Genomic DNA, 12,589 nt, shown 5'->3' on the forward strand with positions numbered 1-12,589 from the left:
CTGCGCGCCCTCTACGCCGCTGGACCCTGGTCATGAACGATGCCACGAACGACGCCCACTCCCCTTTGCGACTCGACCAGCTGCTGGTCGAGCTTGGCCTGGCCCGCTCGCGCACCCGCGCCCAGCGGCTGATCAAGCATGGCCGCGTGAGCCTGCTCGGCCCGGGCGGCGAACGGGTGGTGAAACGACCAGGCGAGAAACTGCCGCGAGACAGCCGGTTCAGGCTCGAGGAAGACCCGCAGGAGCGCTATGTGTCCCGGGCGGGGCTCAAGCTCGAGGGGCTGCTCGACGGCCTGGGGATCGATCTCGAAGGCCAGATCCTGCTTGATGTCGGCCAGTCGACCGGCGGCTTCAGCGACTGCGCGCTGCGTTTCGGCGCGGCCCGAGTGATCGGCATCGAAGTCGGCCACGGCCAGCTCGACGAGACCCTGCGCCAGGACGCCCGGGTGGTCTGTCTCGAAGGCGTCAATGCCCGGGCACTGCCCGACGCACGGCTGCGCGAGCTCGCCCCCGAGGGCCTGGATGGCGCGATGATCGACGTCTCGTTCATCTCCCAGACGCTGATCCTGCCCGAGCTCGCCCGGCTGCTGCCGCCGAACGCCGGGCTCTACAGCCTGGTCAAGCCGCAGTTCGAGCTCTCCCCGGACGAGATCGATGGCCGTGGCCTGGTCCGCCACCCCCGCCACTACGCCGAGGTCGAGAGGCGGCTGCGCAAAGCGGCGGCCGATGCGGGCTTCGAAGTCCTGCACTGGGAGAAGAGCGTGATCCTCGGCGGCGACGGCAACCAGGAGTTCATGATGCTGGCGCGACGCCTCGGCCACGCTCAGGAGGGCTGAGCGCCTCCGGGCGAATCACCCTCGATACCGAGCCCCTTCAGCTTGCGCCCCTTGTCTCCATCACGCTCGCGATGGAGCCACACATCCATCTGCTGGAACGCCACACGCACGCCCTCACGCTTGAACGCCGCATCCACCGCCCGGTTGATCTGGTCGGTGACCCTCAGCCGGTCGCCGATATCGCTGACGAACACCCTCACCTCGAAGGTGAACGAACTATTGCCGTAGGCCATGCAGAATACCAGCGGCTCGGGGTCATCGAGCACCAGCGGATTGTCCCTGGCGATCTGCATCAGCATCTGGTGGACACGGTCGAGATCGGAGCCATGGGCGACGCCATAGGTCAGCACCACCCGGGTGATGTTGTCGGAAAGCGACCAGTTGATCAGCCGATCGGTGATAAAGGTCTTGTTCGGCACGATGATCTCCTTGCGGTCGAAGTCGATCACCGTGGTGGCACGCATCCGGATCCGACTCACCGTGCCATGCAGGTCGTTCAGCGTAATGGTGTCACCGATCCGGATCGGTCGTTCGAAGAGGATGATCAGACCGGAGATGAAGTTGGCGAAGATCTCCTGCAGACCGAACCCCAGCCCGACGCCAAGTGCCGCCACCAGCCACTGAAGCTTCGACCACGAGAGGCCGAGCGTGCCCAGCGCCACCACGATGCCGCAGCCGAGGATGATGTAGGAGAGCAGTGAGGAGATCGCATAGGCGCTTCCGGTCTTGAGCTCCAGCTTGGACAGCACCATCACTTCGAGCAACCCTGGCAGGTTACGCGCCATGGTGGTCATCAGCGCGATGGTGATCACCGCGATGAACAGGCTCGCCAGCGAAACGTGGGCAACGCTTTGGACTCCACCCTCGTTCTGCTCGACCTGCCAGACGTCGATGTTGTTGAGATAGGACAGCACCCCGAGCAGGTCGTGCCAGACCAGGTAGAGGAACGCGATGAAGACCAGGAACAGCACCATCTTCGACAGACGCAGCGACTGCTTGTTGACCTGGTCCATATCCAGCGGCGGCTCTTCCAATACCTCGCCGACCGCCTCCCCGCCCTGGGCCTGGATCAGCGCGCGCCGCCGCTCGACCGAGCGTCGATAGGCGAGCCGCCGCGCGGCGACCGCAAGCCCGCGCACCACCGTCGCCTCGACCAGCACCCAGAAACCGAAGACGTAGAGCGAGGTGATGAAGCGCGTGGTCAGGCGTACCGCCGTGTACTCGTAGCCATAGAGCACGAGGCCGCCGAGCACCAGCGGCACCAGCGCCATGGCAAGACCGAGGCCAAGACGTAACAGCTTGACCCCGAGATAGGGCACATGAGCGAGGATCAGCTTGAATAGCAGCACGCTCATCATCAGGTAGCCGAACAGCACGATCAGCAGCCCGACCGGCTGGTCGACCAGGTTGCTGTCGAAATGCTGGATCAGATAGATCACCAGCACCACCGGGACACTGGCCACTCCGAGCTGGCTGATCAATCGCCGCAGCCGGGCGACATAGGCCGCCGGCCAGTGGAAGTGGCGCATCGCCACGCCGTCGTCGATCAGGATCCGCCGGGCCCAGGCGAAGTATCCCCAGGCGAAGGCGGCGGTGAGCAGCGCACCGCCCAGTACCAGGCCTGAAGCGCTACCCGACAGCCGAAGCCCGGCGCCGGCCGAGGCGAGCAGCAGCGGCCCACGGATCGCCAGCACCAGGTTGAGCAATAGCGCGAGCGGCGTATGGCGCTGGGAGTCGCGCTTGATCCGCCCCACCTCGTCGTGCAGCTCGCGCAGCTGCTGGCGAATTCGCGTGCGGTAGAAACTCAGCGCCACCACCAGCGCGAGCATCGGCAGTATGCTGACGATCCACAGCGACGGCACGATGAACAGCGCCCGGAGCACCTGCCACCAGGCTGGATCAGCGACTTCGTGATACAGCGCCGAGGGCAGCTGCTTGAGCCAGTTGAGCCCGAGCGGCTGGCCGCTGGCGATCCAGAACAGCTGCTCGTCGATCGTCGCGCGTACCGAGGTGCCGATCTCGCTGAGCTGCTGCTGGTTGAGCTGGATGTCGATCGAAAGCGTCAGCAGGTTGCCATACTCCCGATCGAGCTGTTCGAGCAGTTCGCGCTGGGATTCGTAGAGCGAAAGCAAAGTATGCCGCACCGTCTCCCGGGTGGCGGGATCGAGGCTCGGAATCAGCGCATCGAGCCGGCCATCGACATAGCGCTCGACATCGCCAAGCGTTTCCCTGGCCTCGGCGAGATCGAACTGCCTGAGCCGCAGATCGGCGATTTCATCATTCAGCGCCGGGCGCTGCACCATCACCGGCAGCGACTCGCGCTGCTGGCGCAGGATGCGAGACAGCAGCACGCTGCCGCGCACGGCCTCGACCTGGTCATTGAGGTTCGATTGCACCTGCTGCACCGCATCGAGCTGGCTGCGCGTCTCGATCCCGTCGCGGATCAGCTCGTTGACCCGCTCGGTGATGTAAATCAGCGATTCGGACAGTTCACTGTTGCGCGCGGTGACCTCGCGCACCAGCGGGTTGTCGAGCTCGCTGGGCGAGGCGCCCTCGCGGGCCTCCTCGATCGCCCGCTGGGACTTTTCGCGCCGTTTCTGGGTAACCACGTTCTGGAGCAGCGCCAGCTCCGCCTGACGCGCCGCCACCTGCCGAGCGAGCAGCTCGCGATGGGCCTGGGCGAGATCGCGCAGCAGGGTGTTGTTGATCAGCTCGCGCCGGTTCAGCTCGACCTCGGCTTCGAGCGCCGCCACTTCGATCTCCAACTGCCGGCGCTCGATGTCGCCAAGCTGATCGCCTTCGTTGCGCAGCCGGGTACGCAGCTGCTGGATACGCCCCTGGGCCGAGCCGATCGACGCCTGGGCCCGCTCGGGCAGAGTCTGCGCCGCGGTGATCCGACGAGTGGCGTCGCCCTGCGCATCCTGCTCCTGCTTGAGTTCGTCGAGTGAGTCGATCAGGCGCTGTTCGAGCTGTTCGAGCGAGGCGCGCTCCAGCTGCGCCTGGGAGGGCAAGGCGCCGTCCTGGTCGAGCGCGCGCAGCGCCTGACGATAGCTGCTGAGCCTGCGCGGCGCGTCATCGATCTCACGGTCGAGCGCCTGCAGCTGGCGCCTGGCGACCTCGGCGCGGTCGAGCCCGGCCAGGCTCTCGCGCAGAAGCTGGATGTCGTTGGCGACCGACGGATCACTCGAGCCCGAGCTCTCCAACTGCTCGAGCTGCTGGGCGACGGACTCCCGGCTCGGCAGGTCCTGAGCCGGAGCCGGGAGCGCCACCGACAGCAGCGTGAGTAGGACGCAGACGACCAGGCGTGCTCGGATGACGGCGGGATTGAGGCGCATGTGCTGACGCTTCCGAAAGTCGATGTACTGGCTCATCACTGGCACTGCGCACCACCTGGACGGTTAGGATCGGTGGGCTGAGCGCCGCTGCGCGCAGTTTACACAGTCATCGACGTTTTGACCGCTCACGGCGTCTCAACGATGCCCTCCGAGCGTGGCATGGCAATCGCCGCTGGTCATGCAGTGCTCGCCCTCGACCTGCAGGGTGGCATGGCCGATGGAGAAGCGCTCGGCGAGCAAAGCGTACGCCTCGGCGAGCACCACATCGCGGTCGATCGACTGGTCGACCACCAGATGCGCGCTCAGCATCCTCTGCTGGCTCGAGAGTCCCCACATGTGCAGGTCATGGACTTCGTCCACCCCCTCGACCTGCTCGAGCGCCGTGCGTACCTCGCCCGACACCACGCCTTCCGGCGTGCCCTCGAGCAGCAGGTGGGTCGAGCGGCGCAGCACGCCCCAGGCCGCACGCAGGATCAGCACGCAGGCGAGCACCGAGAGGATCGGGTCGGCCACGGTCCAGCCGGTGAACATGATGATCACCGCAGCGAGAATCGCCGCCACCGAGCCGAGCAAATCGCCGAGCACGTGGAGCGAGGCGCCGCGCAGGTTGAGATTACCGTGGTCACCGCGATGCAGGACCAATAGCGAGAAGGCGTTGATCCCGAGACCGGCCACCGCCACCGCCAGCATCGGTCCGGCCATCACTTCGACCGGCGAGAACATCCTCTGCGCCGCCTCGTACAGGATCCAGCCGGCGATCACGAACAGGGTCAAACCGTTGACGAAGGCGGCGAGCACCTGGAAACGCTGGTAGCCAAAGCTGTGCCTGGCATCGGGCGCCCGCCTGCCGAGGCGGAAGGCCGCCAGCGCAAGCCCCAGCGAAAAGGCGTCGCTGAGCATGTGGAAGCCATCGGAAATCAGCGCCAGCGAGTTGGCGAAGAAACCGGTGGCGATCTCCACCACCATGAACGTGGCCGTCGCCACCAGCACGACGAGCACCCTCTTCTCGCTGTCGGCGTCGACCTTAGGTACGTGGTCATGGTCATGGTCATGGTCATGGTCATGGTCATGGTCATGGTCATGGTCATGGTCATGGTCATGGTCATGGTCATGGTCATGGTCATCATGAGAGTGATCGTGATCACCATGGGAGTGGTCGTGGCGATGCCCCTCCGGCTCCCGCGACGATCCATTCGGGCGGCGCTGGGCGCCTTGACGACATTCGTGAGACACTAGGTTTCCTCCAAATCCGCTCGATGGAGCGCATCCTGCACTCCTCGTCGATGGGATTGGACAGCCTATAACCGCTACAGGGTCAAGTCATGGACGATCGAAACGAGTCCGCGGCGAGACTGCGCATCGGCGCGCTGGCCAAGCGCGCCGGCTGCGCAGTGGAGACTATCCGCTTCTACGAACGCGAAGACCTGCTGCCGCCTCCCGCGCGCAGCGAAAGCAACTATCGCCTCTACAGCGCCTCTCACGAAGAGCGGCTGCGCTTCATCCGGCGCTGCCGCTCGCTCGACATGACCCTCGGCGAGATCCGCGCTCTGCTCGTGCTGCGCGACGCAGGGCCAGACCGCTGCAACGAAGTCGACCGGCTGGTCGAGGCGCACCTGCACCATGTCGAGGCGAGGATCAGAGAGCTCGAGGCACTGCGTCACCAGTTGGTCGACCTGCGCGGCCAGTGCAGCGGCGAGGGCAACGGCGAGGAGTGCGCGATCCTCAAGCGCCTCGAGGATCCGCGCAGCTTCGAAGACCTCCCCGAGGGGGCGACGCGTCACGTCAGCGGAACCCACTGAACAGCGTAACAGAGGATGAATCGGCCTTTGTCGATGGGTTGCGCACTGTCATCGCATGGATTGGCGCTTATAATCGCGCCACGCCGCGCTTAACCTCCGCGTCGGGCCAATGGTAGGCTCGGCAACCGGCCCTTTTCCCAGATGCGTTGCCGCTCGCACAGGACCGCAGGAACCATATCGATGGCGTCACCTCACCGTTACCCTGCCCTCTGGGCACTCGTCGGCGCCTGCGCGTCGCTCAATGCCTTCGCCCAGACCAGCGACGATGACGGCACGCTCGCCGTCAGCCAGGCACAGCAGACCGCCGAGCGGGCGAGATACTACGAATCCCTGGCCAACGACAATCCACTGGCGATCTCCACCTACCGGCTCAACTACATCCTGCCCTACACCTACGACTCCAACCTGCCGCGGATGAGAGACTACAGGGAGATAGGCAACGACAACCCCGAGCATACCGAACTCAAGTACCAGATCAGCCTCAAGGTCGCGCTCGCCGAGGACATCTTCGGCGACAACGGCGACCTGTTCCTCGGCTACACCCAGTATTCGCTGTGGCAGGCATACAACGATCGCGACTCGGCGCCGTTTCGCGAGACCAACTACGAGCCGGAGCTATTCCTGCGCTTCGACAACGACAGCGAGTGGATGGGCTGGACCAACACCTTCAACCGGATCGGCTACGTCCACCAGTCGAACGGTCGCGGCGAGCCGATCTCACGCAGCTGGAACCGGATCTACGCCGAGGCGATATTTCAACGTGGCCCGTGGGCGGTTTCGATCAGGCCCTGGTGGCGCATTCCCGAGTCGCGCAACGAAGACAACAACCCGGACATCGAGAACTACCTCGGCTACGGCGAACTGGCGCTGCTCTATACCACCGCTTCCGACCATGAGATCTCAGTGCTCGCACGCGGCAACCCCGGCAAGGGCAACTATGGCACCCAGCTCGACTACACCTTCCCGCTGTTCGGCAGGGTGCGCGGCTACTTCCAGTACTACAACGGCTACGGCGAGACGCTGATCGACTATGACCGTCGGGTCAACCGGGTCGGCCTCGGGGTCAGCTTCAATCCGTTCCTGCCCGGCGCCGCCGAGGAGCCCTACAATGGCTATCACGACGTCGCCGCGGCCGAAGCCGCCCAGCAGTACACCCAAGGCGCAGACGACACCGAGCAGCCTTCGAGCGTCCAGGAGGTAGTCGAACGGGAACGTCGCGCACGGGCCTATTTCGAGCGCCAAGCCCAGGACAACCCGCTGTCGCTCTCGACCTACAGGCGCAACTACGTGCTGCCGGTGGCCTACAACACCAGGCAGCCCGACCGCACCAACTTCGCCTCGCTCGACCCGGACGATCCACCGGACAACAACGAGATGAAGTTCCAGATCAGTATCAAGGCGAAGGTGTGGGACAACGTGTTCGGCGATAACGGCGATCTTTATCTCGCCTATACGCAACGTTCATGGTGGCAGGCCTACAACTCGGAAGCGTCGTCGCCATTTCGCGAGACCAACTACGAGCCGGAGCTGTTCTTGGTCTTCGACAACGATGCCTCCGCATACGGCTGGACCAATACCTATAACCGGATTGGCTTCAACCACCAATCGAACGGCCGTGCCGATCCGATCTCGCGCAGCTGGAACCGGGTGTTCGCCGAGGCCACCCTGGAACGCGGTCCGATGACGGTGAGCCTGATGCCGTGGTGGCGCGTCCCGGAGTCGGATGCGGACGACGACAACCCGGATATCGAGAAGTACGTCGGCTACGCCGATCTCACCTTTGGCTACACCCGAGGCGGGCACGAGTTCACCTGGCTCGCCCGCGGCAACCCCGGCAAGGGCAACTTCGGCAACCAGCTCGAGTACGCCTTCCCGCTGTGGAGCAAGGTGCACGGCTTCATCCAGTACTACGAAGGCTATGGCGAGAGCCTGATCGACTATGATCACTACGTGCGTCGCATCGGGATTGGCCTGAGCTTCAACAATGTCTTCCTCGGCACCCCCTGAGGAGCGCGAGCGAATCAGCCAATCGGCTGATTTGCACGTCGTTTTCCACAGTCGCCTAGCGAGCGCGGATTGAACACTGCCAATTCCCTGCTAAGCTGGAAACACCATTCGGAGTCATTGGAGGACGTGAGATGGCAGGTAAAAAGGACATCAAGATCGACGCGGACCGCACCAGGGAGCAGCTCGAGCAGGATTTGCGCGATCTTTCCGACACCGTCGAGAAGTTCCTCAAGTCGAGCGCCGAGGACACCAGCGAGCACATGACCCAGCTGCGCGCCGAAGCGGGTTCCACGCTCGAAGAGATCAAGCAGCGCCTGGCCAGCTACGGTGAGGATTTCAAGCATCGCCTGCAGGCAGGGGGCGATGAGCTGCGCGAGCGCAGCCGCGATGCGATCGACTGTGCCGACACCTATGTCCATGAGAATCCGTGGCGTGGCATCGGCATCGCGGCCGCCGCGGGCGTCTTCGTCGGGCTACTGCTCGGGCGTCGCTGATGGGCCAGGGACGCAGCGGCCCCGCCGCTGGACTGTTCAATGCAGGTCGTCGCCTGCTGGGCACCTTGCTGAGCGCTGGCGAAACCCGTCTGCGGCTGGTGATCGTCGAGCTCCAGGAGGAGCGCGATCGGTTCTTCTCGCTGCTGCTGATGGCCTTCACCGCGCTGCTGCTCGCGACCTTCGGCATCGGCATGCTGATGCTCTGGGTGGTGGTGTACTTCTGGGACACCCATCGACTGCTCGCGATCGGCGGTGCCGCCGGCATCCTGCTGCTGCTGGCGCTGCTGCTGGCGCTGAGAGTCAAGGCAGTGGCGAGCCAGCCCACCCTGCTGCGCTCCACCCTCGCCCGTCTGAGCGAGGACCGCGACAGCATCGAGGAGCACGTCGACGAGCATCGGGTCGGCCGGCAGATGGATGACGAGGGCGCCCGGCGATGAGCAAAGAGGCCAAGTCGCACAGCCCTGCCGAGCAGCGTCGCCGGATCGAACGGCGAATCGAGCTGGAGCGCCGAACGATCGCCGCCGCGGTGGACGAATGGCATGTCGCCACCGCGTCGATCGATCGCAGCGTCGAGAAACTGGCCCGGTTCAAGCGCCCGGCGATGATCATCGGCGGCTACTTCATGCTGCGGGTTTTCAAGCGCCCGGGCAGGCTGATGCGCCTCGCCAAGCGAGGGATCGGACTCTATGCCCTATCGCGCAACCTGCGTGGCCTGCTCAAGTAGCGACTTCGAGCGCCTGCCCCGCTCGAGCGCAATCGAGGCGCCCCATGTGGGCGCCTCGCTTCGTATCGGGCTTGCGATGCATTCGACGCGCCTCAGGCCGACTGCCCACAGGCCACGCCCGATGCCCAGGCCCACTGGAAATTGTAGCCACCGAGCTGGCCGGTGACATCGAGCACCTCTCCGATGAAGTAAAGCCCAGGCACGTCGCGTACGGCGCAATCCTTCGAGGAGAAGGCCTGGGTATCCACCCCGCCCATGGTCACCTCGGCGGTCCGCCAGCCTTCGGTGCCGGCGGGCTTGATCGAGAAGCGGCAGAGCTGGGTGGCCAGTGCCTCCAGTCGAGCGTTGGAGAGATCCGCAAGCGTCGTATCCGCCGCGACGCCCACGGCCTCGCAGGCCCACTGCGCGAGTGCGAGCGCGAGTCGCTTCGGCAACCGGTCGGACAGCCAACCGCCGAGGCTCCTGCGCGGCGTATCGATGCGTGCGCTAAAGAGCGAAGCCTTGGCGTCGCTCCCATCGAGCCAGTCGATCTCCAGCGCATCGCCGGGCAGCCAATGGCTCGAAGCCTGCAGCATCGCCGGACCTGAAAGCCCTCGATGGGTCACCAGCAGCGGCTCGCGATAGCTTGCGCCGTTACAGCGCGCAATCACCGGCGTCGCGATCCCGGCGAGCGGCTCGAAGCGCGACTTCCACTGCGACGTCAGCGTGAAAGGCACCAGTGCCGGGCGGGTCGGCAGCACCTCGAGACCGAACTGGCGCGCGACCTGGTAGCCGAAGCCGCTGGCCCCGAGGGTCGGAATCGAGAGCCCGCCGGTGGCGATCACCAGCGAGCCGCAGCGCACCCGGCCTCGCGAGGTGAGAAGCTCGAACCCTGGGTCGAGCGGTTCTATTCGCTCCACCGTAGTGGAGAGCCAGGTCTCGACCCCCGCCCACTCGCACTCGGTGAGCAGCATCTCGACGATCGGCTTGGCCGAATCGGCGCAGAACAGCTGCCCCGGCGCCTTCTCGACATGCTCGATGCCGTGACGCTCGACCAATTCGAGGAAATCGTACGGAGAGTAGCGCTTCATCGCCGAGATGCAAAAGCGCGGATTGGCGCCGAAGTAGTGGCGCGGCGCGGCGTCGAGATTGGTGAAATTGCAGCGGCCGCCGCCGGACATCAGGATCTTCTTGCCCGCGCGCTTGGCATGCTCGACCAGCAGCACCCTGCGACCGCGATAGCCGGCGACGTGCGCGCACATCATCCCCGCCGCTCCCGCACCGATGACCACTACGTCCCAGTCGCTGTAACCCTCGCCCATCGCTACTCCCAGCGTCGATCAGAATGCAAAGGACCCGCCTTACGGCGGGCCCGATCAGGGAGCATTCTCCCACAGCACGACAGGCTTCACACTTCGACGTGGCCGCCGAACTCCTTGCGCATCGCCGACAGGAGCTTCTCGCCGTAGGTATTGTCGGTGCGCGAGCGGAAGCGGGTATAGAGCGAAGCGGTCAGCACGTCGGCCGGTACCGATTCCTCGATCGCCGCATCGACCGTCCAGCGCCCCTCGCCCGAATCGCTGACCTTGCCGGAGAAGCTCTCAAGGTCGGCGTCCTTGGCCAGCGAGATCGAGATCAAGTCGAGCAGCCACGAGGAAACCACGCTGCCGCGACGCCATACCTCGGCGATGTCAGCGGTGTCGAGGTCATAGCGCTGGTTGGCCGGCAGGCTCTCTTGGTTGCGGTTGCGCAGGATGTCGAATCCCTCGGCATAGGCCTGCATCATTCCGTATTCGATACCGTTGTGGATCATCTTGACGAAATGACCGGCACCGACCGGCCCGCAGTAGAGATAGCCCTGTGCAACCCGTGGGTCGCGCTGCTCGCGCGCAGGCGTTTTCTCCACCTGCCCCTCGCCAGGCGCCAACGAGGCGAAGATCGGGTCGTGACGCTCGAACACCTCCCGATCGCCGCCGATCATCATGCAAAAACCACGATCCAGCCCCCAGACTCCTCCGGAGACGCCAACGTCGAGATAGCTGACGCCCTGCTCGGCGAGCGCCTCGCCGCGGCGAACGTCATCCTTGAAGTAGGCGTTGCCGCCATCGATCAGGGTGTCGCCAGCCTCGAGCAGCCCGCTCAATGCATCGATGGTGGCCTGGGTGATCTCGCCGGCCGGGAGCATCAGCCAGATCGAGCGCGGCGCAGGCAGCGCACGCACCAATCCTTCGAGCGAATCGACGCCTTCCGCCCCCTCGCTGGCAAGGACTTCGACCGCGGAGGCATTGGCATCGAACACCACGCACTGATGATCGTGCGCCAACAGCCGACGCGCGATATTGCCCCCCATCTTGCCAAGCCCGACGATTCCGATTCTCACAGCACGCCTCCTGAAGACTGTCAAAACCGCATCATGGCACCGTGTCGAATTCGACCACGCCGCAAGATGCAAAAATGAATAAAAACCATCCGCATCATTCCTAACGTATGTGCGTAAACTTAGCAACAACACAGGACGATAGACGGCTTACGATGCTCGCAGTTTAGACGAAAAACGCCTTCTACACCGTTCAGCGCCAAGCAGCGAACAGAGTGAACAGCCCGATCAGGATGAAAAGCGCACAGGAGGCGACGTGGAGCCCGCGCACCGGCAGGCGTTTGGCGAAACGCTCGCCGATCCAAAGCGCAGGCGCATTCGCCAGCAGCATGCCGAGGGTCGAACCCATGGTGACCAGCGCGACTTCGCCATAGCGCGCACCGAGCAGCACCGTGGCCAGCTGGGTCTTGTCGCCCAGCTCGGCGAGCGAGAACAGTACGAAAGCGGTGAAGAAGACGCCGGCGCGCAGCGCGCGAGCTTCTTCAGGCGTCTCGTCGGGGCGCAGCATCCAAAGGCCGATGGCGATGAAGGAGAAACCGGTGATCACCTGGATCAGCTCGGTATCGAGCCGGGTGGCGAAGAACTGCCCGACCCAGGCGGACAGCCCGTGATTGAGCGAAGCGGCGGCGAAGATGGCGAAGAAGATCGTCCAGGGACGACCGAATCTGATCACCAAGAGCAGCGCGAGGAACTGGGTCTTGTCGCCGAGTTCGGCAAGCGCGACCGCTCCGGTGGCAACCAACAGTGCTTCCAAGGGGTACATCTCCGGCCGACGAGGAAAAGGCGCTCGACGACGTCGCCGGCCAGCGCACGCCATCTGAACACCGAGTCTCGTCAGACCGCCCCCGGCGGTTGCCCTCGCCATGGCGCCAATACCCCCTCGTATCGCGAGTCGAGCGGCACCAATCATGTTGACGAAAGCCTCCTCGGTCCCGTTCGAACCTTGGAGCGACTACTCCCTCGAGCATCGACGCGCACCTTATCCGAACCTCGATACCGACTCAACAACCCCAGTTAAATCAACCAACTAAAAGAAAC

The 12,589-nt window shown here is 64.6% G+C and carries 12 protein-coding genes; 7 read left to right on the forward strand and 5 right to left on the reverse strand.

Annotated features, from left to right (window positions below):
- Positions 1-32 precede the first annotated feature (32 nt).
- Positions 33-836, forward strand: coding sequence for a TlyA family RNA methyltransferase (locus Q376_RS0118145; RefSeq protein WP_052365508.1), 804 nt, complete (start codon positions 33-35; stop codon positions 834-836).
- On the opposite strand, the gene mscK is transcribed toward Q376_RS0118145, so the two are convergent.
- A complete protein-coding gene (mscK, locus tag Q376_RS23420; RefSeq protein WP_052365521.1) occupies positions 824-4,171 on the reverse strand; it encodes a mechanosensitive channel MscK in 3,348 nt (1,115 codons plus the stop codon). The two genes, Q376_RS0118145 and mscK, sit on opposite strands and share 13 nt — an antisense overlap.
- A gap of 135 nt (positions 4,172-4,306) precedes the next feature.
- Positions 4,307-5,170 carry a cation diffusion facilitator family transporter gene (locus tag Q376_RS23425; protein ID WP_052365509.1) on the reverse strand — a complete coding sequence of 288 codons (864 nt, stop codon included), beginning with the start codon at positions 5,168-5,170 and terminating at the stop codon, positions 4,307-4,309.
- A 39-nt stretch (positions 5,171-5,209) separates the two neighbouring features.
- On the opposite strand from Q376_RS23425, the gene Q376_RS25445 reads away from it, so the two are divergent.
- The 6 genes from Q376_RS25445 to Q376_RS0118185 all read left to right on the forward strand — a co-directional run bounded on the left by Q376_RS25445 (position 5,210) and on the right by Q376_RS0118185 (position 9,195).
- A complete protein-coding gene (locus Q376_RS25445) occupies positions 5,210-5,407 on the forward strand; it encodes a hypothetical protein (protein WP_043448677.1) in 198 nt (65 codons plus the stop codon).
- Between the two features lie 86 nt (positions 5,408-5,493).
- Positions 5,494-5,970 carry a Cd(II)/Pb(II)-responsive transcriptional regulator gene (gene cadR / locus Q376_RS0118165; RefSeq protein WP_281173375.1) on the forward strand — a complete coding sequence of 159 codons (477 nt, stop codon included), beginning with the start codon at positions 5,494-5,496 and terminating at the stop codon, positions 5,968-5,970.
- Positions 5,971-6,150: 180 nt separating this feature from the next.
- Complete coding sequence (locus Q376_RS25450; RefSeq protein ID WP_052365510.1) at positions 6,151-7,977, forward strand: phospholipase A; 1,827 nt, start codon at positions 6,151-6,153, stop codon at positions 7,975-7,977.
- A 131-nt stretch (positions 7,978-8,108) separates the two neighbouring features.
- Positions 8,109-8,471, forward strand: a complete 363-nt coding sequence (locus Q376_RS0118175) for an ElaB/YgaM/YqjD family protein (protein WP_043448680.1) — start codon at positions 8,109-8,111, stop codon at positions 8,469-8,471.
- A complete protein-coding gene (locus tag Q376_RS0118180; RefSeq protein ID WP_027351507.1) occupies positions 8,471-8,908 on the forward strand; it encodes a phage holin family protein in 438 nt (145 codons plus the stop codon). The genes Q376_RS0118175 and Q376_RS0118180 overlap by 1 nt, the downstream gene beginning before the upstream one ends.
- On the forward strand, positions 8,905-9,195 hold the full coding sequence (locus tag Q376_RS0118185) for a YqjK family protein (RefSeq protein WP_027351508.1): 291 nt from the start codon (positions 8,905-8,907) through the stop codon (positions 9,193-9,195). The genes Q376_RS0118180 and Q376_RS0118185 overlap by 4 nt, the downstream gene beginning before the upstream one ends.
- A gap of 92 nt (positions 9,196-9,287) precedes the next feature.
- On the opposite strand, the gene Q376_RS0118190 is transcribed toward Q376_RS0118185, so the two are convergent.
- The 3 genes from Q376_RS0118190 to Q376_RS0118200 form a co-directional block, all read right to left on the reverse strand.
- Entirely contained in the window at positions 9,288-10,496 is a 1,209-nt protein-coding gene (locus Q376_RS0118190) for a BaiN/RdsA family NAD(P)/FAD-dependent oxidoreductase (protein WP_027351509.1), read from the reverse strand.
- Positions 10,497-10,582: 86 nt separating this feature from the next.
- Positions 10,583-11,554, reverse strand: a complete 972-nt coding sequence (gene gnd, locus Q376_RS0118195; RefSeq protein WP_027351510.1) for a phosphogluconate dehydrogenase (NAD(+)-dependent, decarboxylating) — start codon at positions 11,552-11,554, stop codon at positions 10,583-10,585.
- 190 nt (positions 11,555-11,744) lie between these two features.
- Positions 11,745-12,305, reverse strand: coding sequence for a TMEM165/GDT1 family protein (locus Q376_RS0118200; protein ID WP_027351511.1), 561 nt, complete (start codon positions 12,303-12,305; stop codon positions 11,745-11,747).
- Between the last annotated feature and the right edge of the window lie 284 nt (positions 12,306-12,589).

The organism is Halotalea alkalilenta DSM 17697 (assembly GCF_000621205.1).
Lineage (GTDB): Bacteria > Pseudomonadota > Gammaproteobacteria > Pseudomonadales > Halomonadaceae > Halotalea > Halotalea alkalilenta.